Annotated in this window: 21 protein-coding genes; 20 read left to right on the plus strand and 1 reads right to left on the minus strand. The window is 43.6% G+C overall.

The genetic code is table 11. The features are described from left to right. Positions 1 to 128 precede the first annotated feature (128 nt). The 12 genes from MUB50_RS03190 to MUB50_RS03245 all read left to right on the plus strand — a co-directional run bounded on the left by MUB50_RS03190 (position 129) and on the right by MUB50_RS03245 (position 15572). A complete protein-coding gene (locus MUB50_RS03190; RefSeq protein ID WP_173753297.1) occupies positions 129 to 1229 on the plus strand; it encodes a glycerol dehydrogenase in 1101 nt (366 codons plus the stop codon). A gap of 157 nt (positions 1230 to 1386) precedes the next feature. Further along, positions 1387 to 2322 (plus strand): helix-turn-helix domain-containing protein, encoded by a 936-nt coding sequence (locus MUB50_RS03195; protein WP_244790064.1) that lies wholly within the window; start codon positions 1387 to 1389, stop codon positions 2320 to 2322. An 87-nt stretch (positions 2323 to 2409) separates the two neighbouring features. After that, positions 2410 to 2922: a hypothetical protein gene (locus tag MUB50_RS03200; RefSeq protein ID WP_138277283.1), complete on the plus strand. Its 513-nt coding sequence runs from the start codon at positions 2410 to 2412 to the stop codon at positions 2920 to 2922. A gap of 320 nt (positions 2923 to 3242) precedes the next feature. Beyond that, the gene (locus tag MUB50_RS03205) at positions 3243 to 4532 is read left to right on the plus strand and encodes an ABC transporter substrate-binding protein (protein WP_138277284.1); all 1290 of its coding nucleotides are present in this window, start codon (positions 3243 to 3245) and stop codon (positions 4530 to 4532) included. Positions 4533 to 4622: 90 nt separating this feature from the next. Next, positions 4623 to 5522 carry a carbohydrate ABC transporter permease gene (locus MUB50_RS03210; protein WP_022426329.1) on the plus strand — a complete coding sequence of 300 codons (900 nt, stop codon included), beginning with the start codon at positions 4623 to 4625 and terminating at the stop codon, positions 5520 to 5522. Continuing rightward, positions 5515 to 6345: a carbohydrate ABC transporter permease gene (locus tag MUB50_RS03215; RefSeq protein ID WP_174235849.1), complete on the plus strand. Its 831-nt coding sequence runs from the start codon at positions 5515 to 5517 to the stop codon at positions 6343 to 6345. Before MUB50_RS03210 ends, MUB50_RS03215 begins: the two co-directional genes overlap by 8 nt. Positions 6346 to 6546: 201 nt before the next feature. Further along, positions 6547 to 8571: a beta-galactosidase gene (locus MUB50_RS03220; RefSeq protein WP_118624435.1), complete on the plus strand. Its 2025-nt coding sequence runs from the start codon at positions 6547 to 6549 to the stop codon at positions 8569 to 8571. A gap of 76 nt (positions 8572 to 8647) precedes the next feature. Further along, positions 8648 to 9763 (plus strand): phosphotransferase enzyme family protein, encoded by a 1116-nt coding sequence (locus tag MUB50_RS03225; protein ID WP_244790066.1) that lies wholly within the window; start codon positions 8648 to 8650, stop codon positions 9761 to 9763. 32 nt (positions 9764 to 9795) lie between these two features. After that, a complete protein-coding gene (gene gnpA, locus MUB50_RS03230; RefSeq protein WP_118513352.1) occupies positions 9796 to 11958 on the plus strand; it encodes a 1,3-beta-galactosyl-N-acetylhexosamine phosphorylase in 2163 nt (720 codons plus the stop codon). Between the two features lie 336 nt (positions 11959 to 12294). Then, positions 12295 to 13155 (plus strand): alpha/beta hydrolase, encoded by an 861-nt coding sequence (locus tag MUB50_RS03235; protein ID WP_244790068.1) that lies wholly within the window; start codon positions 12295 to 12297, stop codon positions 13153 to 13155. A gap of 84 nt (positions 13156 to 13239) precedes the next feature. Then, positions 13240 to 14229: a guanosine polyphosphate pyrophosphohydrolase gene (locus MUB50_RS03240; RefSeq protein WP_118513350.1), complete on the plus strand. Its 990-nt coding sequence runs from the start codon at positions 13240 to 13242 to the stop codon at positions 14227 to 14229. Positions 14230 to 14240: 11 nt separating this feature from the next. Then, positions 14241 to 15572, plus strand: a complete 1332-nt coding sequence (locus tag MUB50_RS03245) for an MATE family efflux transporter (RefSeq protein ID WP_138277289.1) — start codon at positions 14241 to 14243, stop codon at positions 15570 to 15572. Positions 15573 to 15696: 124 nt separating this feature from the next. Here MUB50_RS03245 and MUB50_RS03250 read toward each other — a convergent pair whose 3' ends face one another. Continuing rightward, the gene (locus MUB50_RS03250; protein ID WP_118513348.1) at positions 15697 to 16188 is read right to left on the minus strand and encodes a DUF2798 domain-containing protein; all 492 of its coding nucleotides are present in this window, start codon (positions 16186 to 16188) and stop codon (positions 15697 to 15699) included. Positions 16189 to 16597: 409 nt separating this feature from the next. Between MUB50_RS03250 and eno the strand changes: the two genes are divergently transcribed. The 8 genes from eno to iolD all read left to right on the plus strand — a co-directional run bounded on the left by eno (position 16598) and on the right by iolD (position 26422). Further along, positions 16598 to 17893 (plus strand): phosphopyruvate hydratase, encoded by a 1296-nt coding sequence (gene eno / locus MUB50_RS03255; RefSeq protein WP_138277291.1) that lies wholly within the window; start codon positions 16598 to 16600, stop codon positions 17891 to 17893. A gap of 272 nt (positions 17894 to 18165) precedes the next feature. Next, positions 18166 to 18942, plus strand: a complete 777-nt coding sequence (locus MUB50_RS03260; protein ID WP_244790072.1) for an ABC transporter permease — start codon at positions 18166 to 18168, stop codon at positions 18940 to 18942. Positions 18943 to 18954: 12 nt separating this feature from the next. Next, positions 18955 to 19692, plus strand: coding sequence for an ABC transporter ATP-binding protein (locus MUB50_RS03265; RefSeq protein ID WP_092072899.1), 738 nt, complete (start codon positions 18955 to 18957; stop codon positions 19690 to 19692). Positions 19693 to 19838: 146 nt separating this feature from the next. Continuing rightward, a complete protein-coding gene (larB, locus tag MUB50_RS03270) occupies positions 19839 to 20582 on the plus strand; it encodes a nickel pincer cofactor biosynthesis protein LarB (RefSeq protein ID WP_244790074.1) in 744 nt (247 codons plus the stop codon). After that, positions 20583 to 21881, plus strand: coding sequence for a nickel pincer cofactor biosynthesis protein LarC (gene larC, locus MUB50_RS03275; RefSeq protein ID WP_244790076.1), 1299 nt, complete (start codon positions 20583 to 20585; stop codon positions 21879 to 21881). Positions 21882 to 22016: 135 nt separating this feature from the next. Beyond that, the gene (locus MUB50_RS03280) at positions 22017 to 23045 is read left to right on the plus strand and encodes a LacI family DNA-binding transcriptional regulator (protein ID WP_244790078.1); all 1029 of its coding nucleotides are present in this window, start codon (positions 22017 to 22019) and stop codon (positions 23043 to 23045) included. A gap of 392 nt (positions 23046 to 23437) precedes the next feature. Beyond that, a complete protein-coding gene (iolC, locus tag MUB50_RS03285) occupies positions 23438 to 24472 on the plus strand; it encodes a 5-dehydro-2-deoxygluconokinase (RefSeq protein ID WP_015524405.1) in 1035 nt (344 codons plus the stop codon). 18 nt (positions 24473 to 24490) lie between these two features. Beyond that, positions 24491 to 26422, plus strand: a complete 1932-nt coding sequence (iolD, locus tag MUB50_RS03290; protein ID WP_118513343.1) for a 3D-(3,5/4)-trihydroxycyclohexane-1,2-dione acylhydrolase (decyclizing) — start codon at positions 24491 to 24493, stop codon at positions 26420 to 26422. Positions 26423 to 26425 lie beyond the last annotated feature (3 nt).

Here is a 26425-nt window from a genome sequence, read left to right on the forward strand (position 1 = left end):
CAGTAACCAGGTGATGCTGTATAAATCCTCAAATACTCCTTGCAATAAAAAAATACAGCAATTATAATATAAATGCAAAAGCCGGATGCGGAGGCTGACTTCTGAAAACAAAGAAAGGAAATATAAAAATGGCGAAAATTTTAATCAGTCCGTCCAAATATTTACAGGGCGCGGGAGAAATGAAGAATCTTGGAACTTATGCTGCAAAGAGCGGAAAAAAAGCGTTGGTTCTGATCAGCAAAGGCGGATATAAAAGAATTGGTAAAACGATCGAAGAGAGCTTTGCTGAGAGTTCCTGTGAGGTGGTTTTTGATTATTTTAACGGAGAATGCTGTAACAGTGAGATCGATCGTCTGGTAAAGATCGTAAAAGATGAGCAGTGTGATCTTACCATTGGTATTGGTGGAGGAAAGATCTTTGATACAGCGAAGGCAGTTGCATACTATGCGGGAACACCGGTATTTATTTGTCCGACGATCGCATCTACAGATGCCCCTTGCAGTGCTTTGTCTGTTATTTATACAGAAGAAGGAGTTTTTGAAAAATATCTGTTTCTTCCGGCAAATCCGAATCTTGTTCTGATGGATACAGATATCATCGCCAAATCACCGGTTCGTCTTACTGTGGCTGGTATGGGAGATGCACTGGCAACATATTTTGAGGCAAGGGCATGCAAGAGAAGCGGCGCGACTTCCTGTGCGGGAGGTAAGACAACAGAGGCTGCCATGGCACTGGCTGAACTTTGCTTTAATACCTTGATGGATGAGGGTGTAAAAGCTAAGATAGCTCTGGAAGCAGGAGTATGCACACCGGCAGTTGAGAAAGTGATTGAGGCTAATACACTTCTTTCTGGAATTGGTTTTGAAAGTGCAGGACTTGCAGGTGCACATGCGATCCATAACGGATTTACTGTACTGGAAGAATGCCATCATATGTATCATGGAGAAAAAGTCGCATTCGGAACCATCACACAGCTGGTACTGGAGAATATTCCTCAGGAAGATCTGGAAGAGATCATCTTATGGTGCATTGAAGTAGGACTTCCTGTTACTCTGGCAGAGCTTGGAGCTGGGAAGGTAACGGATGAGCAGCTTATGGAAGTTGCCACAACTGCATGTGCGGAGAATGATACACTTCACAACATGCCATTTGAAGTTACACCGGAAACTGTATTTGCAGCAATCAAAGCGGCAGATGCATATGGAAGATATTACCTGGATGAGGAATAAACAGATAAAAAGTAAATAGCTGATATAAAAATTGCAATCTGCAGAAACAAGAGTTATTAATTATTGTTATCCTGCAGGTTGCTTTTTTTTATGTATGGCTGTAATATAACAGAAAGATCAGTAAATATCGGAACAGAAAACATACGGAGGAATATCTGTGGCAAAAAAACGAAAACCCAAAATGGAGCTGCGATATTATAAGATGCCGGAGGGGAGTCCCATCCTTGCATTGCTCGGACAGAAGTGGGTCCAGAATTATGGGAACGATATCGATTATCTCCATTTTCATAATTATCTGGAAATCGGGTTCTGCTATGAAGGACAGGGATTTATGATACTGGGAGAGGATAAGGTACAGTTTCATGACCGGATATTTTCGGTGATCCCAGCCAATTATCCACATACCACAAACAGTGATATTGGAACTATCAGCCGCTGGGAGTATCTTTTTATTGATGTAGAAGGATTCCTGGATAAATTTATTAATAATTCAGTAAAAAGAGAAAAAATCGTTCAGCGGATCAACTCCAGATCGCTTTTTCTGAATGAAAAAGAAAACCGATCCATGGCAGGTAAGATCCTTAAGATTCTGGATATCATGCGGGATGGAGAGGAATTTTATCTGGAAGAAGCTAAGGGAGTTTTGGCATCGCTTCTTGTGGAAATCGCAAGGATAAACCGGGATTCAGGCGAAGAACGTTACAGCGAAGGCAGAGGGAAAGTCATGGATATGATCTCCAGGTCCCAGGATTATATTTCTGATCATTACATGGAGGATATTCGTATTGACGAACTGGCAGAATACTGTCATATCAGTGAAACTCATTTGCGCCGGATATTTACGACTTACATGAAGATGAGCCCGTTGGAATATATCAATATGATCCGTATCCAGGCGGCCTGTGATTATCTGAAAAAAACAGATCAGCCAATTGCAGATATAGCACATAAGTGTGGTTTTACCACCAATTCCACATTTAACCGGAATTTTCGCCAGGTTACGGGAATGACACCTCTGGAGTGGAGAAAACGTCCGGAGAACTATGAACAGCAGCTTCTTAAGTTTGACATCCATTCAGAGGAAGGCTGGTAAAACAACAAAACCAGATCTGTGGATCTGACACGACAGAATAGAAATATCAGACTGTATGCGGAGCAGGCAGATAGAAAGAGGTAAGAAATGTACGATTACAGGATTGTGGAGCAGGTCTCCAGAAAAAAGAAACATATGTCAGGAGCTCTCAGAAAAGTAATGGTGATCTTTGCGGCAATTTTTGTACTGATGGGTATCACGATCTCTCAGGCATTCATGCTTCCGGGATTTCTTCTGGCATTGCTTTATTTTGTTTATGACATATTCAGCCAGAGAGACTATGAATATACCATGGAAAACGGACAACTGACTATAGATGTGATCTATGGCAAAAAATATCGCAAAACAGCTCACGTGCTGAATCTTGAGGAAATGGAAGTGACCGTACCTCACTATCATGAAAAAGTGGCAAAATATAAAAAGAATACCGGAACGGAGAAACTGAAAAAATACGATTATACTTCTTATGAAGATGATGTACCTTACTATACAATGATCATCCGGGAAAATGGACGCAAAATAAAACTTCTTCTTGATCTGACGGAGGAAATGCTGCATACGATGAAAACACAGTTTCCTGAAAAGGTTTATTTTGCATAATACATTCAAATGTTTGTGAAAAATGTATGAAAAACAATATGAAATTTTATGAAATAGAAACAAAAACCTTCTTTTTTGACGAAAAATGTTCGTATAATGTCGAAAAAGGAGGCTTTTTTTTTGCGTTCTGACGAACACGAAAAGAGATAATCCTCAAAGTGCATATTTTTTATGGAAATACAGCGTGATAATAGTGCATAATCAATAAAATGGTTGAAATTGCATATTATATGAACGGTTCTGCAAACTATGGCCGGAATGCGGATGCTATAATCTACTCATAAGCAAACGGGAAGTGCTTAATAAAGGAGGAAAAGTAAATGAAGAAAAAATTACTCGCAATGTTAATGACAGGTATCATGGTAATGTCTTTTGCCGCAACAACTACAGCAGTATATGCAAAGGGTGATGACGACAACACGTTGACTGTATGGGCATGGGACCAGAATTTCAATATTAAGTCTATGAACATTGCCGGTGAGCAGTATGCAAAGGATCACGAGGGATTTAAGGTTGATGTTGTTGAGACATCTTCCGATGACTGCCAGACCAAGCTTACAACAGCTGCAAACGCCGGAGATTACAGTACACTTCCGGATATCGTCCTGATGCAGGATAACAGCTATCAGAAATATCTGAAGAGTTATCCAGACGCATTCACAGATCTGAAAGATATGGATATCAACTGGGATGATTTCGGAAAACTGAAACAGTCCTACTCTATGGTAGATGACACACATTACGGAGTTCCGTTTGATAACGGTGCAGCAATTGCCTGCTATCGTACAGATATTCTGAAAGAAGCAGGATATACCATTGATGACCTTACAGATATCACATGGAGCAAATTCATGGAGATCGGTAAAGACGTTCATGAAAAAACCGGTAAATATCTCCTTACAAGTGAAGCAACAGGCGGCGATACTCTGATGATGATGATCCAGTCCTGTGGAGCAAACTTCGTAAATGATGACGGAGAGGCTTATATCGTTGGCAATGATGTAGCAGAAAAATGTGTAGATCTTTATGTGGATCTTGTAAAGAACAATGTTGTTAAATTAGTAAATAACTGGGATGAGTATATCTCCACGATCACAGGCGGAGAGGCTGCCGGTATCGTTAACGGTAACTGGATCACAGCTACGCTGATGGGAACAGAGGATCAGAAGGGGCTGTGGCAGATCACAACAATGCCGAAGGTTGACGGCGTTGATACAGCTACAAACTATGCAAACAACGGTGGATCTTCCTGGTACATTACATCCAACTGCAAGAATGTAGAGCTTGCTGAGGACTTCCTTGCAAGCACATTTGGTTCCAGCACAGACTTCTATGATGCAATCCTTCCGGAGACAGGTGCGATTTCCTGCTACCTGCCGGCTGGTGAGTCTGAGGTTTACAATGAGCCAAGCGAGTTCTTCAATAACCAGCCGATCTTCTCAACAATTGTAGAGTACTCTTCACATATTCCGGAATTCACAAAAACTCCTTATCATTATGAGGCAAGAGAGTGCATCAATACAGCTGTTGTCAATATCGTAAATGGTACAGACAAAGAATCTGCACTTCAGGAGGCACAGGATACACTGGCATTCAAGATGACAGAGTAAAGCTGAAATATTAATGAAATACAGAGCAGGGGACTGCATGCAGTCCCCTGTCTTATGTAAAGGTTTAGATGTTTGAAAGGAGGAGTTCCTGTGAATTCCAAAAAAAGTGGCATGTCTCTGGTGGCGAAACAGAGAGCGGCGGGCTGGATCTTTCTGGCACCGGCAACGATCATGATCGCTGTCATGAGTTTTTATCCGATGATCCGTGCATTTATTATCTCTTTACAGACAGGTGCCGGAGCAAATATGAGGTTTGCGGATCCGATCTTCAGTAACTATAAACGTATCATGATGGATAAGGTATTCCAGCAGTCCATCGTCAATACGTTCCTGTATCTTATTATTCAGGTACCGATCATGCTGGTCCTTGCGATCCTGCTTGCACAGCTTCTGAATAACAAGGATCTGAAATTTAAAGGTTTTTTCCGCACATGTGTATTTCTTCCATGTGCAACATCTCTTGTATCTTATTCTCTGATCTTCCGTTCTATGTTTGCAACAGACGGTCTGATCAACAGTATCCTGATCAAACTTGGAATTTTAACAACTGGCTATAACTTCCTGGGTAACTCCACAAGTGCAAAGATCGTGATCATCATCGCACTGATCTGGAGATGGACAGGATATAACATGGTGTTCTATCTGGCAGGTCTTCAGAATATTGAATATTCTGTATACGAGGCAGCAAAGATCGATGGTGCCAATGGCTGGAAGACTTTCTGGAAAATTACCGTACCACTTCTGAAACCGACAATTATCATGACATTTATTATGTCGATCAATGGTACACTGCAGTTGTTTGATGAGTCTGTCAACCTGACAAAAGGTGGCCCGGCGAACTCAACCATCACAATGTCCCATTATGTTTATAATACATGCTTCATCAACGTGCCAAACTTCGGATATGCGGCAGCAATGTCATTTATCATATTTATCATGGTAGCGATCCTGGCCTTTATCAATTTGAAAGTAGGTGATACACGTGACTGAGAAAAAGAACAAATCCGCAATTCAGAGAAGATTGATCCCTACATATATTTTTCTGATCATCGTATCATTTATCTCTGTATTTCCGCTGTACTGGATGATCTCTGCGGCAACCAATACATCCACAGATGTATCCAGAGGTCGGATCCTTCCGGGTACATATTTTATGCAGAACTTTAAAAACCTGACTGCACAGCAGCCGCTGTGGAGAGCTCTTGGAAACTCTCTGTTTTATGCAGCTCTTACCACAGTGATCTGCCTTCTGATCTGTTCTATTGCAGGTTATGGCTTTGAGGTATATCATGACAGATGGAAAGACAGACTGTTTTCCATCCTACTTCTTGCCATGATGATTCCGCAGGTTGCAACGATGGTTCCTTTATTTAAGATGTTTTCAAAAGCAGGACTCTTAAATACAGCGGTAGGTTTTATTCTCCCGATCATCTCCACACCATTTATGATCATGATGTTCCGCCAGAATGCCAGAGCATTTCCTGTTGATATCATTGAAGCAGCACGTATTGACGGATTAAGCGAGGTAAGGATCTTTTTCCAGATGTTTATCCCGACTATGAAATCTACTTATGCAGCGGCAGCAGTTATCACATTTATGAATGCATGGAATTCTTATCTGTGGCCGAAGGTAATCATGACAGATAATAAGGCGATGACAATGCCGATGCTGATCGCCAATCTGATCACAGGATATGTAACAGATTACGGTATGCTGATGTGCGGTGTATTATTCTGTTCCATTCCGACTATGATTGTATTCTTTGTATTGCAGAAACAGTTTGCGGAGGGTATTACGGGAGCTGTAAAATAATCTTAACCGAATGTGGATTGTGAATACCCGTTTGACACAAAAAGGATGCTGCTGAAATCTTTAGGTATATTGTATAATATGCTTTAACTGGATTATGCAGCATCCTTTTCTTAACCAGAGCAGTTGTCTGGGATAAAGCTTCGCAGCGCAGCGGATGCTTTTGTCCGCTTGATGCGAATCAAATTATAAGGAGATAAAAAAATGGCAGAGCAGATCAGATATGACCATTATCTGCACGGCGGCGATTACAACCCTGAGCAGTGGCTGGACAGACCGGATATTCTGAAAAAAGATATCGAATATTTCAAAAAAGCCCATATCAATACCGTTTCCATGGGAATGTTTTCCTGGGCAGTGCTGGAGCCGGAAGAGGGAAGATATAATTTTGACTGGCTGGAAGAGGTGATCGATAATCTGTATAAAGAAGGAATTTATACGATACTTTCCACACCATCCGGAGCAAGACCGAAATGGATGGCAGATAAATACGAAGAAGTTCTTCGCATGGATTCGGACCGCACAAGAAGATTTTTCGGTGGAAGACATAATCACTGTTATACTTCTCCGGTATACAGGGAAAAAGTCTACAATATTAATAAGAAGCTTTCTGAACGTTTCGGAAAACATCCCGCAGTGCTTTTGTGGCATATTTCTAATGAATATGGCGGAGAATGCCACTGTCCTCTGTGCCAGGAAAAATTCCGGGAATGGCTGAAAGAAAAATACGGAACCATCGAAAATTTAAATTCCAGATGGTGCACAACATTCTGGAGCCATACCTATAACAGCTTTGATCAGATCGAAAGTCCTTCGCCAAAAGGGGAAAATGCTCTTCATGCACTTACCCTGGACTGGAAACGTTTTGTTACAGACAGGACTGTGGATTTTATGAAGCATGAAATTTCTGCGATCCGTGCAGGTGGTTCCGAGCTTCCGGCAACCGCCAATCTGATGTATGACTACAACGGACTGGACTATAAAAAATTTAAGGATGTTATGGATATTGCATCCTGGGATAATTACCCAAGCTGGCATAAAAAAGACAATTATACCACAGCGTTGGACGGAGCCATGCAGCATGATCTTATGCGAAGCATCAAGAAAGCACCGTTTCTTCTGATGGAATCCTGTCCCTCTGCGACCAACTGGAAGCCTGTCAACAAGCTGAAAAAACCAGGAATACATCTGGCTGCTTCTCTGCAGGCAGTTGCTCATGGTTCAGACAGTGTTCTGTATTTCCAGCTTCGTCAGAGTCAGGGAGCCTCTGAGAAATTCCATGGTGCGGTGATCGATCACTACGGTGGGGATGATACCCGTATTTTCCGCGAAGTGACAGAGGTAGGAGAAGCGTTGGAGCAGATCCGGGAAACTGCTGGAAGCGTGACGAAGTCTCCGGTGGCTGTTCTCTATGACAGGGAAAATGACTGGGCGCTGAAGGATGCGCAGGGACCTCGAAACGAGGATATGCATTATCAGGAAAATGTGCAGAAACAATATCGTGCCCTCCGAAGAAAAGGCTATAATACAGACATCATCAATATGGAACATGATCTGTCCCAGTACCGTCTGTTAACGGTACCGATGGCCTACATGTTTTATCACGGATATGCCGAAAAGCTACGCACTTTTGCAAAAAATGGTGGTACTCTGGTACTTTCCTACTGGTCAGGAATTGTAGATGAAACAGATAAATGCTATCTTGAGGGAACCCCTCACGGACTGATGGAGGCAGCCGGTATCCGTACGGAAGAGATCGATGCACTTTATGACTGGGAAGAAAACGTAGGTGTTCCGGAAACAGGAAATCATCTCAGACTTACAGAAAGCTATACCTGTAAAAATCTCTGCGAGCTTGCAAAGGTTTCCGATGCGGAAGTGCTGCTGCGTTATGGAAGGGATTTCTATCAGGGGTATCCGGTGCTGACTCACAAGAAATACGGAAAGGGCCATGTTTATTATGTGGCGGCAGATATGGAAGCGGCTTTTTATGAGGACTTTCTGGGAAGGGCAGCAGAGGAAGCAGGCGTGAAGATGCCGATTACATTTATACCGGAATGTATTTCTGTGACAACCAGAGAAAATGAGGATACGGAATATCTGTTTATCCAGAACTTCGGAGAAAAGACAGAAACAGTTTCTGTTCCGGGGGATTACGAAGTTCTCTATGGATCATCGGATGAAAATGTGGCTCCGCTTGCCACCAGGATCTTAAAGCGGAAAAAATGATCACAGCAAAAAGTATAAAGCATATTTGTTTTCGGACGGTATGCTTTTTACTGTTGTCTGGGAAAGAGAAGGTAAAATGAAAGGTACAGCAAAAGAAGAGATAAAAAGAATAGCGGATCAGTTTGCATTTACCGGAGAACTGGTTTCGTGCGGCCCTTGCGGAAGCGGGCATATTAACGGAACCTATATGCTAAGATATCGGATCGGAGAGATGGGGTCCATTAAGGTGATCCTTCAGAAGATCAATCGGGAAATCTTTCGGAAACCGGAAGAACTGATGGAGAACATTGCCGGAGTCACTGGGCATCTGAAAAAGAAAGTTCTTCAGAAGGAAGGAGATCCGGAACGGGAGGTTCTGAACCTGATTCCAACGAAAGAAGGGAAGGCATTCTTGACAGATGAAAACGGAGAATGCTGGAGAGCTTATATTTTTATTACCGATGCAGTAAGCTATGATCTGGCGGAAAAACCGGAGGATTTTTATGAAAGTGCAGTTGCATTTGGAAAATTCCAGGAAATGCTGGCAGATTATCCGGCAGAGACTCTGCATGAAACGATAAAGGATTTTCATGATACAAAGAAACGTTTTCAGACTTTGAAAAATGCCATAGAGAAGGACAGCTGCCATCGTGCCGAATCTGTAAAAGAAGAGATTGCATTTGCGCTTCAGCATGAGTACCTGGCAAATGTATTCGGTGAGCTTCTGGCAAAAGGTGAGGTGCCCCTTCGGGTAACGCACAACGATACGAAGCTGAATAACGTTATGATCGATCTGGAAACAGGAAAGGGAATCTGTGTAGTGGATCTGGACACGGTTATGCCGGGACTTGCCATGAATGATTTTGGGGATTCCATTCGTTTCGGGGCCAGCACTGCATTGGAGGATGAGAAAGATTTAAGCAAAGTATCCTGTGATATGGAACTCTATGAAATCTATGTAAAAGGCTTTCTGGAAAGCTGTGGAGATAAGCTTAGTGCAAAAGAGATCGAAATGCTTCCCATGGGAGCTAAGGTGATGACCTATGAATGCGGCATTCGCTTTCTTACTGATTATCTGGAGGGAGATCATTATTTTAAAATCGACCGGGAAGAACATAATCTGGACCGCTGCCGCACACAGTTTAAATTGGTGGCAGATATGGAACAGAAATGGGACACTATGCAGACGATCGTGAAAAAATATCAGAAATAAAAAACAGAGGTTTTTACAATGGAGGTAAAGCGATGAGCGAAACAAAAGGAAGAGTGACTATTCCGACAGATCTGGATGTGATTCCGGAGACACTGAAAATGCTGGACGAATGGGGGGCAGATGCCATCCGTGACTGTGATGGAACAGAATTTCCGGCAGAGCTGAAGAAAACCGGCGCAAAGATTTATGCAACTTATTATACCACCAGAAAGGATAATGCCTGGGCAAAGGCTCATCCGGAAGAAATCCAGCAGATGTATATCATGACATCTTTTCACACGGCAGTGTCGGATACTCTGGAGATCCATCTGATGGATCATCTGTATCCGGATATGCTGGCGGTGAATACAAGAGATGATATCAGAAGATGGTGGGAAGTCATTGACCGGACTACCGGGGAAGTTGTCAGTACAGAGGAATGGTCATACGATGAAAAAAACGGAAATGTTGTGATCAGACCGGCGAAAGAGTTTCATGAGTATACGGTAAGCTTTCTTGCATATATCATGTGGGATCCGGTACATATGTATAATGCAGTTGTCAATGACTGGAAGGATGTAGAGCCTCAGATCACTTTTGATGTGCGTCAGCCTGCAACACGTGCGCATTCTATGGATCGCCTCCGCAGATTTCTGGATTCCCATGATTATGTGAATGTAGTACGATTTACTACCTTTTTTCACCAGTTCACACTGATTTTTGATGAGATGGCACGGGAAAAATATGTAGACTGGTTCGGATATTCCGCTTCGGTGAGTCCATATATCCTGGAACAGTTTGAGCAGGAAGTGGGATATAAGTTCCGTCCGGAGTTTATCATTGATCAGGGATACATGAACAACACTTATCGGATCCCATCAAAAGAATTTAAAGATTTCCAGGCTTTTCAGAGACGGGAAGTGGCGAAGCTTGCAAAGGAAATGGTAGACATTGTTCATGAATATGGAAAAGAAGCCATGATGTTCATGGGCGATCACTGGATCGGAATGGAGCCCTTTATGGATGAGTTTGCTTCCATCGGGCTGGATGCGGTAGTGGGAAGCGTTGGAAACGGTGCGACCTTACGTTTGTTCAGTGATATTAAACATGTAAAATATACGGAGGGAAGATTTCTGCCGTACTTTTTCCCGGATACCTTCCATGAGGGAGGGGATCCTGTAAAAGAGGCAAAAGTAAACTGGGTGACTGCAAGAAGAGCCATCCTTCGAAGCCCGATCCAGAGGATTGGATATGGCGGTTATCTGAAGCTGGCTCTGGAATTTCCGGATTTTGTACAGTATATCAAGGAAGTCTGCCAGGAATTCCGTGTGCTCTACGACAACATCCGGGGAACCACACCGTACTGCGTAAAACGTGTGGCAGTTTTAAATTGCTGGGGAAAAATGCGCTCCTGGGGAAACCATATGGTACATCATGCCATCTATTACAAGCAGAATTATTCCTATTTCGGAATCATCGAGGCATTAAGTGGTGCGCCTTTTGATGTGTCCTTTATCAGCTTTGATGACATCCGTCAGGATAAAGATCTGCTGAATGATTTTGATGTGATCATCAATGTAGGTGATGCGGACACTGCGCAGTCCGGTGGCGAGAACTGGGCAGATCCGAAGATTCTTACAGCTGTGCGGAAATTTGTCTATAATGGAGGCGGATTCATTGGAGTGGGCGAGCCAGCGGCTCATCAGTGGCAGGGAAAATTCTTCCAGCTGGATGATATTCTTGGTGTAGAGGAAGAAAGAGGATTTAATCTTAATACAGATAAATACAACTGGGAAGAGCATAAAGATCATTTTATCCTGGAGGATACAGACGAAACTGTAGATTTCGGTGAGGGGAAAAAGAATATCTTCGCACTTCCGGATACAAAGATTCTTATCCAGAAGAATCAGGAAGTCCAGATGGCAGTAAAAACCTTCGGAAAAGGCAGAGGTGTTTACATCAGCGGACTTCCGTACAGCTTCTGCAACAGTCGTATCCTTTATCGTGCGGTGCTCTGGTCAGCCGCAGCAGAAAATGAGCTTTTCTGCTGGTTTTCTTCCAATTATAATGTGGAAGTACATGCTTATGTGAAAAATAAAAAGTATTGTGTGGTAAACAACACCTATGAGCCACAGGATACTACGGTTTACACAGGGGATGGAAAGAGCTTTGACCTTCATCTGGAAGCTAATGAGATTCGTTGGTATCAGATCTGAGAAAGCAGGATACAGGTTTACTGATAAAGAAAAGCTGTGAAATTGTCTGAGGGCGTTGACAGAGAAAAAACTTATAATATAATAAATCCATTCCAAAAGTAGGAAAACAAAGCTGTTACAATAGAGAAAATCTATTATAGCAGCTTTTTGTTATTGCTGACAAACAATTTTACTTACAAAGAGGAGGGATTTATGAACAAAAAGATCAAAACCCTGTTTTGCAGAAAAAGAGTGCTTTTTCTCCGAAAAATAAAAGCAGAAAAAGCAGTGTTGTGATAAAATAAAAGAAAAATATTTCAAAGATAAAATGATCAGAAGAAAAGAGGAAAATAGATTATGACAAAAGCAGAAAAAAAGACACTGAAGCTTCCGGCAGAGAAGCCTCAGTATATTACAGTAAATGATATTACTTACGCACAGGTGGATTCCTGGTTCGGACATTGCAGGCGGGATCTGAAACTGGATATAATCTACCCGGAAACAAAAGATGGAAAAACCTATCCCTGCATCCTCTGGATCTGCGGAGGTGCATGGCTGATGATGGATAAATCCGCACATAATCTTTATCTGAGCAGACTGGCATCGGATGGATTTGTAGTGGCAAGTGTGGAGTATCGTACTTCCAATCAGGGCCCGTATCCGATGCCGCTGCAGGATGTAAAGGCAGCCATCCGCTATCTGAAAGCTCATGCAGACCGGTTCCGCATCAACAAAGAGCAGATAGGAGTTATGGGAGAGTCTGCCGGAGGATATCTTACATGTATGGCTGCGCTGGACAATGATCCGGCTCTGGATGTGGGAGAGTATCTGGAAGAATCCAGTAAGGTACAGGCTGCCTGCCCATGGTACCCGCCTACGGATCTTTCTGCATTTCCGTGTGAATCTGCAGAAAAATGTGCTTCTTCCGCAGAATCCCTTCTGCTTGGATTTAATTCCATGTTAAATAAAGAAATGGCATACCAGAGCAGTCCGGTTTCCAAGGTTACGAAGGATGCACCGCCATTTATGATCATTCATGGCAACTGCGATCAGGTCGTTCCTTATGTTCAGTCGGAAACTTTATATGTCCTTCTTGAAGAAAATGGCTGTGATGTCACTTTGCTGACACTGGATGGTGCAGACCATGCAGATATCCAGTTTTTTCAGGATGAGGTATGGAACCGGATTGCGGAATTTTTCCGTGAAAAACTGAAATAAATAAAAGACAGGAGCACAGATCATCCGGCAGTTGTTGTAAATATGTGATCCTGAAAAGACTAAAAGTAGAAAAGAGAAACACAAATGATAACATTAAATGATTATCTGTATTCCGGAGATACTCTTCTCCGGATACTGAAGAAATACATCCGGGATCTTAGAACAGAGGCGAAGGAAAAACACAACGAGATCGATCTGGTACACTGTAATTTTCTGATCCAGATCCAGGAGCTTCTGGAGCATAATGATTTCCTTACTGCCCAGTCTCAGAAAATCCGGGAATTTTATAAATACATGGCAGGGGAATATCCGTTTTTGGCGTTTACCTTCAAGGGAAGGATCAAATCTCTGATTCGTGCGGAGGAAAAATTTAATGGATATGTAGTGGAGTTTATTTATGACTATTACAAAGAACACGGTGAATATCCTTCCGTGTCACAGATCAAGGAGCGCTTAAGTTGTTTTCGGGATTTTATTGCGTACAGGATCGTTATCGCCATGCCCAGATGTCATCTGAAAAATGGAGAGAATGTCAGAGAAGAAGAGCTTCGTTATCTTTATGAAATTGCCAATATACTTCCGGGATTTCTGGAAGAAAGAGGATTTACCGCAGAGCCGGCCAGAGGGGTACAGGAAAGCACTTCTCCGTTGCTCAGTGAGGAGGTCAGACCTTATTACCGAGATTACATCTGTAACAACAGTGAGGATGATTATCAGTCCCTGCATATCACGTTTTATGATAACAGTTCCCGAAGCTATATGGAAGTACAGCTGCGGACCAAAGACATGGATGATGTTGCGGAGATTGGTTCCGCCAACCATTTAAGCTATGAGAAAAAACAGGAAAGTGAACGCAGGAGAAGGGACGCGATTCCCCAGGGGGAATGTATCTATTTTGACGAGGCCTATGAGCGGGGGATGCGGCTTCTTGGACTGGATCTTGCAAAACTGGATGTCAATATGTTTGGTGCGGTAAATAATAGCCTGATCAATGATGGCTGCGGACTGTTCCGCGGAAGGATGATTCTTCCTTATGAGCATCTTTCCCGTTTTCAGAATGATATCGTTGACTGAGGGAGGATGACATGAAAGACTTGACAAAAGGGAGACCTTCCACATTGATCCTGTCCTTTGCACTTCCTGTATTTCTGGGAAATCTCCTGCAGCTGACGTACAGCCTGGCAGATACTAGGATCGTGGGGAGCTTTCTGAAAGAAGATGCGCTGGCTGCAGTAGGGGCCACCAGTCCTTTAAGCGGGCTGATCATCGGTTTTCTGATGGGCCTTGCAAATGGATTTGCCATCGTCACCGCACAGAAATTCGGTGCCGGAAACCGGGAAGAAGTGCGAAAATCCTTTGCGCTGTCTCTTGTAATGGGCAGTGTGCTTTCTCTGATTCTGACTGTTTTGGGACTTTTGTTTCTGCATCCGATCCTGAGGTTCTTGAATGTTCCTGATCATTTGACGGGAATCGCCAGACAGTATATCTTTATCATTATTGCAGGTATGCTGGCAACATTTCTTTATGATACCTGTGCGGCATCTCTGCGTGCACTTGGGGATACGGTGACGCCCCTTGTGATCCTGGCAGTGTCTGTAACTTTAAATATCGCAGGAGATCTGTTTTTTATTCTGGTAGTAAAAGCAGGAGTTCAGGGAGCAGCCATTGCCACAGTACTTTCACAGACGCTGGCTTTTCTGGTATGCTGGTTTTACATGATCCGCAGGTATGAGATCCTACGGCTGAAAAAAGAGGATTTTTCTGATCCTGACAGAAATATGATGAAAAATATGCTGAGTGCAGGACTTTCCATGGGACTTGTAAATTCTCTGGTAAATCTTGGTACACTGGCACTGCAGACCTCCATCAACCGACTTGGAAGAGATATCATCGTGGCACATACAGCGGCCCGTAAGATCACGGAAATGTTTATGATCATGTTTGGCGTGTTCGGGCAGACTATGGCAATCTTCTGCGGACAGAACGCAGGTGCAGGGCGTATGGACCGGGTGCGCCAGGGAATCAGTCTTGCAGTTCTGTATACCTGCATCTGGTCCGTGATGACTGTGATCTTCAGTTTTACCATTGGAAAACAGCTGATCTATCTGGTCACAGGAAGCCACAATGAGACGGTGATCCTAAACGCCACCAATTATCTTAAATTCGATACGCTTTTTTATTTTGTAACGGCTGTGATCAGTGTACTCAGAAATGCTATGCAGGGACTTGGAGAAATGGTGATCCCGTTGACTTCCAGTGCGCTGGAGATGATCGGAAAAGTGGTGATCGCAGTGACATTGGTGCCGCTCCTCGGATATACCGGCGTGATCGTGGCAGAACCGATAGTCTGGGTCATTATGGTGATCCCGCTGATCGTGAAGATCCTTAGGATGTCGGAATTAAAGAGAACAGTCTGAGAGATCCGAAAATCAGATGAGAAAGATCCGTGTGAAAAATAAAAAGCACATTGTATGGAATGAGCCGCCACCGGAAAATATGACTTTTGGGGTGGTTCAACCATGGCAATGTGCTTTCTTTATTTTACATATTTGCTGTCGCTTCTTTTACGTTTTGTTTTTCAGGAAAGATATGTCTGAAAATAAAACGTACGATCGGACCTGCATAGATCAGCTGCCAGAAGAATGCCATCGGAAAGTTAAAGGCGGTTGTTTGAAGCCATACAGCTACGAACTGATTTCCGGCATCCTTAAAGAGAATGGTTGCGGCAAGACTCATTAACGGGCACATGAAAGCAACAGAAGGAACGGAGATTGCAAGAATCTTGCTGAACGGATGGCAGTTTTTGAAATCTACCATGCGCATTGCACAACCAAAAGCAAGTTTGGATACAAGGAAGAAGTCAAGGATAAATGCAATCGGTCCCATGATCACCAGCTCATGAAAAGCGTCAAGGAACACATGGTTTGTCATACTCCCAGTGTTCAGAGAAATGTTGTAGCAGATCATGGCGTAAACCATGAAAAATACCATGATAATGGTAAAGATAACTTCCTGAAATTTGTTTTTTGGCATAAAAAATCCTCCTTTAAAATGATTAAGTGGTGATGTAAAACCGTAAAGCATGTGTTGTTCGTTAATCATTCAGGAGAATGTGCGTTTCCAATATATGACAGGATTTTGTCATAAACCATATTTAGTTTTAAGTCCGGCGATTATATTATCATAATCAGCGTAAGGATGTCAATATGTAAAATTTGCACATTTTTATTAAGCTTTCTGAAAATAGACGGAGCTGCTCTAATGAGAAAAAAATGACAATAACTCCCCTTGACCATAAAAGTTAGATACAGTAAACTTGTATATAGTTAGCAGGTTCTAACTATTGCGTAAATAATTGTGGCGGGCCGTATCCCCTGGCAAAATGCGGCTCGGGCAAATTTGCGGACAGGGCGAAAAAGCCAGACAGGAGGATAAATATCAAATGGAATATTTAGAGATCGAGAAAGTCATTGGAAGAGAGATCATTGATTCAAGAGGAAATCCGACCGTAGAGGCAGAGGTTTATCTGGCAGATGGAACTATCGGAAGAGGAGCAGCTCCAAGTGGTGCATCCACAGGAGAATTCGAGGCACTTGAACTGAGGGATCAGGATAAGAGCCGTTTCGGAGGAAAAGGTGTTTCCAAGGCCGTTGAAAATATCAATACTGTAATTAACGATGCACTGACAGGAATGGATGCATCTGACATTTATGCAGTGGACGCTGCCATGATCAATGCAGACGGAACAAAGGACAAATCCAAACTTGGCGCAAATGCTATTCTTGCAGTATCTATCGCATGCGCACGAGCAGCTGCGATTTCTCTTGACATTCCCCTTTACAGATTTCTTGGTGGGGTGAACGGAAACAGACTTCCGGTTCCGATGATGAATATCTTAAACGGTGGTGCACATGCTGCGAATACTGTTGATGTTCAGGAATTCATGATCATGCCTGCGGGAGCACCGAGCTTCAAAGAAGGACTTCGCTGGTGCACAGAGGTGTTCCATGCACTTGCAGCACTTCTGAAAGAGAAAGGTCTTGCAACAAGTGTTGGTGATGAGGGTGGTTTTGCACCAGACCTTGGAAGCGACGAGGAAGCCATCGAGTACATTCTTGAGGCAGTAAAGAAAGCAGGATATGAACCGGGAAAAGATTTCGTTCTTGCCATGGATGCAGCATCCAGCGAGTGGAAAGGAAGCCAGAAAGGCGAGTATGTTCTTCCGAAATGCGGAAAGAAATTCACATCTGCAGAGCTTGTTGAGCATTGGAAGACCCTGATCGAGAAATACCCGATCTATTCCATCGAAGACGGCCTTGACGAGGAAGACTGGGAAGGATGGCAGATCATGACAAAAGAGCTTGGCCAAAAAGTACAGCTTGTAGGTGATGACCTGTTCGTTACAAATACAGAGCGTCTTGAGAAAGGTATTAGCCTTGGCTGCGGAAACTCCATTCTGATCAAACTGAATCAGATCGGTTCCGTATCCGAGACTCTGGAAGCTATCAAAATGGCACATAAAGCTGGTTATACAGCGATTTCCTCTCATCGTTCCGGTGAGACAGAGGATACAACCATCGCAGATCTTGCAGTAGCACTGAATACCTGCCAGATTAAGACAGGAGCTCCTTCCAGAAGCGAACGTGTGGCAAAATATAACCAGCTTCTCCGTATTGAGGAAGAGCTTGGTGATGCAGCAGTATATCCGGGATTTCAGGCTTTCAATATTAAGAGATAAGAAAAGTTTTCCATAAAATTTGTTTGTTACAAATAAGCCAAGAGTACCAAAGGGTCGGTATGGGAGAAATCCTGTTCCGGCCCTGGTTTTTTGACCGAATGCGGAATGCGACCACAGACAGATGGAAGAGATGCTGGATAAGTAGCATATTTTTCAAAAAGGCGCCCTTTGGAGCCTCTTTTTTTGGCGAAAATAAGGTTGCCAGATTTCTAAAAATGGTATATTATGATTTACAGCCGTGTGAAAAAATAAAATTGAATATTGGAGATGCTATGAAAGAATACGTAAATACTTTTATACGTTACAGGTTTCTTCTGGGAGAGCTTGTAAAAAAAGGAATCAAACTGAAGTACAGACGTTCCTATCTTGGTATCATATGGTCTCTTCTTGAGCCGCTGCTTACCATGATCGTACTGACGATCGTATTCGGTACCCTGTTTGGAAACAAGGATCGGACATTTCCTGTATATATCCTGACAGGACGTCTTTTGTACACATTCTATTCCAGTGCCACAAAAGCGACATTGAAATCAGTAAGAGCGAATTCGGCAATGATCAAGAAGGTTTATGTGCCAAAATATCTCTATCCGTTGTCAAGTGTGCTTTTTAACTACGTGATCTTCCTGATCTCGCTGATCGTGCTGGTTCCGGTAGGAGCAGTACTTGGTGTGGAGCCGACACTCTATATGCTCCAGATCCCGATCGCGTTGATCCTGGTATTTCTGCTGTCCTATGGCTGCGGAATGATCCTTGCTACGATTGGCGTTTTTTTCAGAGATATGGAATATCTGTGGTCAGTAGCGCTGATGCTGATCATGTATACCTGTGCGATCTTTTATTATCCGTCCAGACTGCTGAAGAGCGGTTTTTCATGGATCCTGAAATATAATCCGCTGTACTGTACCATCGATGTTTTTCGTTCAGGAATGTTCGGAGAGCCGATGAATCTTCATTATGCGGCATACGCACTGGTATTCAGTCTTGTGACGATCGCCATCGGAATGTTCTGTTTCAAGAAGAAACAGGATGATTTTATCCTTTATATTTAACAGGAGAAAAATATGGAAAAACCTGCAGTAGTTGTAGATAACGTAAGTATGAAGTTTAATCTCAGTAAAGAAAAGGTAGACAGCCTGAAGGATTACGTGATTAAATTCTTAAAAAAAGAAATTAAATATAATGAATTCTGGGCTCTTCAGAATGTTGATTTTGAGGTGAAAAAAGGTGACCGTGTAGGAATCCTGGGACTTAACGGAGCGGGAAAAAGTACTCTGCTCAAAGTAATTGCCGGTGTATTCAAGCCTACCGAAGGCAAGGTGGTCCGAAACGGACGTCTGGTCCCTCTTCTGGAACTGGGAGCCGGTTTTGATTCGCAGTATACAGGACGTGAGAATATTTTCCTGTATGGTGCGATGCTCGGGTATTCCAAGAAGTTTCTGGAATCGAAATTTGATGAGATCGTTGAGTTTTCTGAGCTGAAAGAATTTATCGATGTCCCTATTAAGAATTATTCTTCCGGTATGAAGGCAAGGCTTGGATTCTCCATTGCCACACTGGTATCACCGGATATCCTGATCCTTGATGAAGTCCTTTCTGTAGGAGATGCCAAATTCCGGAAAAAGAGTGAAAAGAAAGTCTTAAGTATGTTTGATAAGGGCGTTACGGTACTGTTTGTATCCCATTCTTTGGAACAGGTACAGCGCCTGTGCAATAAAGCAATGATACTTGAAAAAGGAAAATTGATCGCATATGGAGATATTGATGAGATCTCGGCCAAATATGCAGAGATGATCAGATAAAGAACAGAAGGCGGCCAAAGTAGCTGCATAAATAAAAAACCGGGCAGTAAAAGGTCCGAATGGCGGATAGCCAGACTATTTGCAAAAGTGCAGGCAAATGTCTGGCTATTGTGTTATTCTATTATAGAAAACAGGGAGGCAAAAAGATGACTTTACAGCAGATTCTTGAAGAGGTAAAAAATGGCCAGCTCTCTGTGGAGTATGCAGAGGGCCTTCTGAAAAAAGAGGGATATGAGGAAATGGATTATGCGAAACTGGATACTACCCGAAAAGCGAGGACCGGTTTTGCAGAGGTAGTTTACTGTGCGAGAAAAGCAGACGAACACCTTTTGAATATCTATCAGAAGCTTTATGAGGAAGATGGAGAAGTCTTTGGAACAAGGGCGTCAGAATATCAGTATGAACTGGTGAAAAAGGTTCTTCCCAATGTGGTCTACGATCCGATTTCCGGAATTTTGAAGATTGAAAAAGAGAAGGAGTATATCGGAAAAGTGGCAGTGTGTACAGCCGGAACAGCAGATATTTCTGTTGCGGAGGAGGCTGCCCAGACAGCAGAGTATTTCGGCACACATGTGGAGAGGATCTATGATGTGGGAGTTAGTGGTATGCACAGACTCTTTTCCAGGCTGGATACCATCCAGGAGGCTAACTGCGTGGTTGCAGTAGCAGGAATGGAGGGTGCACTGGCAAGTGTTATGGGTGGTCTTGTGAAACGTCCGGTGATTGCGGTACCTACTTCTGTGGGATATGGCGCCAGCTTTCATGGATTGTCAGCGCTTCTGACAATGATCAATTCCTGTGCCAACGGAATTGCAGTAGTAAATATTGACAACGGATTTGGGGCAGGATATCTGGCAACCCAGATCAATCGGCTTGCGGAGGGGAAATAAATGAGAAACAAATTATATCTGGAGTGTACCTCTGGGATCAGCGGAGATATGACAGTTGCGGCTCTTCTGGATCTGGGTGCAGATCAGAAAAAACTGGTGAGAACTCTTAAAAGTCTGCCGGTAAAAGGTTTCGACATAAAGATCAGCCGTGTGATGAAATCAGGGATCGATGCCTGTGATTTTGATGTACTGCTGGATCATGATCACGAGAATCATGATCATGATATGAAATATCTGCATGGAGATGATGGGGATTTTCACGGTCATAATCATGAAAAACATCATCATGATCATGGGGGTTCCCGGCATGGACACCATCATCACGAGCACCGTGGCCTTGACGAGATCATGGAGATTATCGACCACACAGATATGACAGATCGTGCAAAATCCTATGGAAAAAGGATTTTTAAGATTCTTGCCGAGGCAGAAGCGAAAGCCCATAATGTACCGGTGAATCAGGTCCATTTCCATGAAGTGGGTGCAGTGGATTCCATTGTGGATATTCTTTCTGCTGCGATCTGTATGGATGATCTGGATGTGGAGGAAGTGATCGTTCCAAGACTTTGTGAGGGTAGCGGAACGATTCGCTGTCAGCACGGAATCCTTCCGGTACCGGTACCGGCGGTAAGTAATATTGTAAGTGCTCATCAGCTGAAGCTGCATATCACATCGGTGCAGGGTGAACTGATAACGCCTACCGGAGCAGCCATTGTGGCGGCATTCCTTACATCAGAAAAACTGCCTGAAGATTTCACGGTGAGGAAGATCGGTATCGGAGCAGGCAAGCGCCAGTATGAGTGCCCGGGAATTCTCCGTGCCATGCTGATCCGGGGATCCGGGGAGGAGGCTTCAGGCAATGATGCTTGTACGGAAACAGATACCATTATAAAGCTGGAATCCAACATTGATGACTGTACAGGAGAAACGCTTGGCTATGTTATGGAGCTTCTGTATGAGGCAGGAGCCAGAGAGGCCAATTACATGCCTGTATTTATGAAGAAAAACCGTCCGGCATGGCTGCTTACCGTTCTATGTAAAGAAGAACAGGTTTCAGTGATGGAGCAGATTATTTTCAGAGAAACAACAACCATTGGGATCCGTCGCCAGGAGATGGGGAGAACCATTCTGAAAAGAGAGAAAAGAGCGGTTACAACTCCGCTTGGGGAGGTAGAAGTGAAGGTTTGCACTTTTGACGGACAGGAATATTTTTATCCGGAATACGAAAGCGTAAAAAAACTCTGTGAAAAAACAGGGATTTCCTATAAAGAAGCATATCATATGGCTGTTCGGGGATAAGATCGGAGGGGCCGCGTATAATGCACTTACATATTGACACCTTTTCGAAAAAACTATATAAATGTATATAGAAAGATCATTGCCGAACAGAACAGTTGGCAATGATACAGTAAGGCAGAGGCAGGAGAAGGATTTATGGCGGTAACAATACAGCAGATTGCCGAACAGGCAGGGGTTTCCAGGGGAACCGTGGACAGAGCATTGAACCACAGAGGACGGATCAATCCGGAGGTGGCAGAGAGAATCTGCCGTCTGGCGGACGAGATGGGATATGTACAGAAAGAACGGAAACATTCCAGAACAGCTAAAGATGAAAGACTGAAGATCGGAGTGGTGACACAGCTTGCCAGATCTTCTTTTATGCAGGAAGTAAACCGTGGTATTGTGAAGGCGGCCCTGGAACTAAAAGAAAAAGGGATCCAGCTGATTCTGAAAGAGGGTCTTTCTGTTGATGAAGAGGAACAGCTGCAGGCCATTGAAGAACTGGAACAGGAAGGAATCAGGGGACTTGCGGTCATGCCTGTGGACAGTGAGGCTGTCCGGGAGAAATTGAATGCTTTGATCGAAGAGAAGAATATCCCAGTGGTAACCTTTAATTCTGATATTGTAGGAACGAGAAGAACCTGTTTTGTGGGAATGGATAACCGCAAGAGCGGACGTACTGCGGCAGGACTCCTTGGAATGCTGACAAGAGGAATCGGAAAGATTCTGATCATCACCGGATATTTCAGCAATCATGTTGATAATCAGCGGGTGGATGGCTTTGTGGAGGAAGCCAAGCGGGCTTTTCCTCATCTGGAGATCGCAGGTGTTCACGGGAGCTTTGATGAAGCAGCTGAGGTGGAGCACATTATAGAAAATGCCATGATGAATACTTCGGGGATCAGCGGGATCCTGGTGGTATCAGGAGGCCAGGCAGGAGTAGGAAAGGCATTTGAAAAACTGAGACTTGACCGCAGGCCCTACGTTGTGATCTATGATCAGACTCCGAAGAACGAACGGGCTCTGAAGAATGATCATGTGGATTTTCTGATCGACCAGAATGGATATGTCCAGGGGTATGAACCGCCAAGGATCCTGGCGGATATCCTGACAAAAGGACAGGAGCCGGAGAGAGAATATCTCTTTACAGATATCAAGATCAAAACGAAATATAACCTTTAAATGATGCATTAAACGAAAGAACATATAAAAAAGTAAGGAAAGTCTGCAGGATGAAAAAAACTGCAGGCTTTTTTGTTGCAGAAAATCTGAAAATCCGCTGATGGGAAAAAAGAAATTAAAATGCGTGCGTGATGCGTGCTAAAATTGCATGCACACAAAAGCACATTAATGTAATAGCCAATTTAAACAAAAGGAAACTGCAAAAATTGTACAAAATAACAGAAATAGAGGAAAATGAAAAGAAGCACTTGCCCAAACTGTAAAACAGTGCTATATTAACATCATAAGAAACACGCAAGAAAGCACGCTGAATAAAAGAAAAGCACGCAAAACAAAAAAGCACACAAAAAAAGAAGTAAAAAATAAACCATCAAACAGACGGAGGTAAGATCATGAAGTATATCGAATTTGATGAATCCAGACCAATGGACCTGGTGCTCCTTGGAAGAGTTGCCATTGATTTCAATCCTGCTTACAACGATCAGGTGAAGGAGGAGTTCAAACCCCTCAAAAAGGTACATATGTTTGAGAAATTTGTAGGAGGATCTCCTGCAAACATCGCTGTAGGTGTCACCAAACATGGCCTGAAAGCAGGATTCATCGGAAAGGTTTCTGATGATCAGTTCGGTGAGTATGTTGTAGATTATTTTGATGAGAGAGGAATCGATACCTCACAGATCACCAAATGTACAAACGGAGAGAAGCTGGGACTTACCTTTACCGAGATGCTTTCTCCAAAGGAAAGCAGTATCCTCATGTATCGTAACCGTATCGCAGATCTGCAGCTTCATGTAGACGACATCCACGAGGATTATATCAAAAATGCAAAAGCAATCCTCATTTCCGGAACTGCTCTTGCAGAGAGCCCTTCCAGAGAAGCAGCGATCAAAGCGGTTATGCTTGCTAAGAAAGTAAACACAAAGATCATTTTTGATATTGATTACAGAGAGTACAACTGGAAGAATGCGGATGAGATTTCCATCTACTATTCCATCGTAGCTAAGGAAGCTGACATCATCATGGGCTCCAGAGAAGAGTTTGATCTTACAGAGAAGCTGATCAAAGAGGGTATGACTGATGAGGAGAGCGCAGCTTACTGGCAGGCAAAAAATGCAAAGATCGTTGTCATCAAACACGGTATGAAGGGTTCCACAGCCTACACAGTTGACGGACAGAAGTTCAGTATCAAGCCATTTCCGGTTGAGGCAAGAAAAGGCTTCGGAGGCGGCGACGGATACGGCTCCGGATTCCTGTATGGACTGTATCAGGGCTGGGAGATCATCGATTGTCTGGAGTTCGGTTCAGCAGAGGCATCCATGATGGTTAAGAGCAACAACTGTTCTGATTCCCTTCCGGGACCGGATGAGGTTCACGCATTTATTAAAGATGAAAAAGAAAAATTCGGCGAAATGATCGCAAGAGTATAAAGAAAAGGAGTGGAAAAAATGGCAAAGACAGTAAGAATGACAACTGCACAGGCAATTGTAAAATTCCTGGATAATCAGTATGTTTCCATGGACGGAGTGGAGACAAAATTTGTAGAAGGATTTTTCACGATCTTCGGACACGGTATTGCTGTAGGACTTGGCGAGGCGCTGGATACAAATCCGGGACAGCTGAAGGTTCTTCAGGGAAGAAATGAGCAGGGTATGTGCCACGTTGCTACCGCTTTTGCAAAACAGAGCAACCGCAAAAAAATCATTGCATGCGCTTCCTCCATCGGACCTGGAGCTGCAAACATGGTAACAGCATGTGCAACAGCAACTGTAAACAACATTCCGCTTCTTGTATTCCCGGCAGATACTTTTGCATCCCGCCAGCCTGACCCGGTTCTCCAGCAGCTGGAGCAGAGCAGCAGCCTTGCTATCAGTACGAACGATGCATTCAAACCGGTCTGCAAATACTGGGACAGAATCACAAGACCGGAGATGGTTATGACAGCTCTGATCAACGCAATGAGAGTTCTTACAGATCCGGCTGAAACAGGTGCATGCTGCATCGCACTTTGTCAGGATGTTGAGGGTGAGTCCTTTGACTTCCCGGAGTACTTCTTCAAGAAGAGAGTACACAGGATCACAAGACCGGTTGCAGTAGAGGAAGAGCTTGAGGATGTGGCAGAGATCATCGCAGGAGCAAAGAAGCCGCTTATCGTTGTTGGTGGTGGTGTCCGTTACTCAGAAGCCGGAGAAGCTGTTGAGAAATTCTGCGAGGAATTCAAGATCCCATTCGGCGAGACACAGGCCGGAAAGAGTGCCTGCCAGTCCGGCAATCCATACTGCCTTGGCGGTATCGGTGTAACAGGAACCTATGCTTCCAACATCATCGGTAAAGACGCAGACGTGGTAATTTCTATCGGTTCAAGAATGTCTGACTTTACAACAAGCTCCAAGCATCTGTTCCAGAACGAGGATGTTCAGTTTGTAAGCATCAACAACTGCAGATTCCACGCATACAAGATGGATGCAGTAAAAGCTGTGGGCGATGCAAAAGCTACCGTAGAAGCACTTGCGGAGAAGCTTCGTGCAAGAGGATATAAATCTGCATATACAGATGAGATCGAGAAAGCAAAAGCTGTATGGGATAAAGAAATGGAGCGCCTTGGAAGTATCGAGTACACAGGAGATGATTTTGAGCCGCTGATCAAGGCAAGAGATCCTCGTACAATCCCGGAATATGTAAAGCTTACAAACGGAAAGATCACACAGACAGCAGCACTTGCAGCGATCAACAGAACTATCGACAAAGATGCAACCATCATCACAGCAGGCGGTTCCCTTCCAAGCTGTATGCAGCGTATGTGGAGAACAGACAAACGTGGCGGATATCACGCAGAGTACGGATATTCCTGTATGGGATATGAGGTTGCCGCTACCCTTGGTGTGAAATTTGCAGAGCCTGATAATGAAGTATATTGTGTAGTTGGAGACTCCAGCTTCCAGATGCTCCACAGTGAGATCATGACTATCATGCAGGAGAGACAGAAAGTCAATATCATGGTATTTGATAACTGCGGATTTGGCTGCATCAACAACCTTGAGATGAATCACGGAATCGGAAGCCTTGCAACGGAGTTCCGTTATACAGACGGCAAGAAACCGACCGGAGACCTGATCCCTGTAGATTATGCAAAGATTGGCGAAGGCTATGGTCTGAAGACTTATACTTGCCGCACTATCCAGGAACTGGTAGATGCTCTGGAAGATGCCAAAAAGCAGGAGATTGCATGCCTCTTTGATCTGAAGGTTATCCCGAAGACCATGACAGACGGATATGAGTCCTGGTGGGATGTAGGAATCGCAACAACATCTGAGAAAGAAAGTGTAAGAAAGGCCTGCGAGGGAGTTATGAAAGGCCGTGAAGAGGCAAGACTGTACTAATCT

The sequence above is a fragment of the Blautia sp. NSJ-140 genome, from assembly GCF_022868965.1.
Classification (GTDB): domain Bacteria; phylum Bacillota; class Clostridia; order Lachnospirales; family Lachnospiraceae; genus Blautia_A.

Excerpts from the sequence above, each read along its gene's own strand:
- MUB50_RS03265 (WP_092072899.1), top strand. The coding sequence starts at position 18,955 with ATGGAAAAACCTGCAGTAGTTGTAGATAACGTAAGTATGAAGTTTAAT.
- MUB50_RS03220 (WP_118624435.1), top strand. The coding sequence starts at position 6,547 with ATGGCAGAGCAGATCAGATATGACCATTATCTGCACGGCGGCGATTAC.
- MUB50_RS03225 (WP_244790066.1), top strand. The coding sequence starts at position 8,648 with ATGAAAGGTACAGCAAAAGAAGAGATAAAAAGAATAGCGGATCAGTTT.
- MUB50_RS03280 (WP_244790078.1), top strand. The coding sequence starts at position 22,017 with ATGGCGGTAACAATACAGCAGATTGCCGAACAGGCAGGGGTTTCCAGG.
- MUB50_RS03235 (WP_244790068.1), top strand. The coding sequence starts at position 12,295 with ATGACAAAAGCAGAAAAAAAGACACTGAAGCTTCCGGCAGAGAAGCCT.
- MUB50_RS03205 (WP_138277284.1), top strand. The coding sequence starts at position 3,243 with ATGAAGAAAAAATTACTCGCAATGTTAATGACAGGTATCATGGTAATG.
- MUB50_RS03260 (WP_244790072.1), top strand. The coding sequence starts at position 18,166 with ATGAAAGAATACGTAAATACTTTTATACGTTACAGGTTTCTTCTGGGA.
- iolC (WP_015524405.1), top strand. The coding sequence starts at position 23,438 with ATGAAGTATATCGAATTTGATGAATCCAGACCAATGGACCTGGTGCTC.
- iolD (WP_118513343.1), top strand. The coding sequence starts at position 24,491 with ATGGCAAAGACAGTAAGAATGACAACTGCACAGGCAATTGTAAAATTC.
- eno (WP_138277291.1), top strand. The coding sequence starts at position 16,598 with ATGGAATATTTAGAGATCGAGAAAGTCATTGGAAGAGAGATCATTGAT.
- MUB50_RS03200 (WP_138277283.1), top strand. The coding sequence starts at position 2,410 with ATGTACGATTACAGGATTGTGGAGCAGGTCTCCAGAAAAAAGAAACAT.
- MUB50_RS03245 (WP_138277289.1), top strand. The coding sequence starts at position 14,241 with ATGAAAGACTTGACAAAAGGGAGACCTTCCACATTGATCCTGTCCTTT.
- larB (WP_244790074.1), top strand. The coding sequence starts at position 19,839 with ATGACTTTACAGCAGATTCTTGAAGAGGTAAAAAATGGCCAGCTCTCT.
- gnpA (WP_118513352.1), top strand. The coding sequence starts at position 9,796 with ATGAGCGAAACAAAAGGAAGAGTGACTATTCCGACAGATCTGGATGTG.
- MUB50_RS03240 (WP_118513350.1), top strand. The coding sequence starts at position 13,240 with ATGATAACATTAAATGATTATCTGTATTCCGGAGATACTCTTCTCCGG.
- MUB50_RS03250 (WP_118513348.1), bottom strand. The coding sequence starts at position 16,188 with ATGCCAAAAAACAAATTTCAGGAAGTTATCTTTACCATTATCATGGTA.
- MUB50_RS03190 (WP_173753297.1), top strand. The coding sequence starts at position 129 with ATGGCGAAAATTTTAATCAGTCCGTCCAAATATTTACAGGGCGCGGGA.
- larC (WP_244790076.1), top strand. The coding sequence starts at position 20,583 with ATGAGAAACAAATTATATCTGGAGTGTACCTCTGGGATCAGCGGAGAT.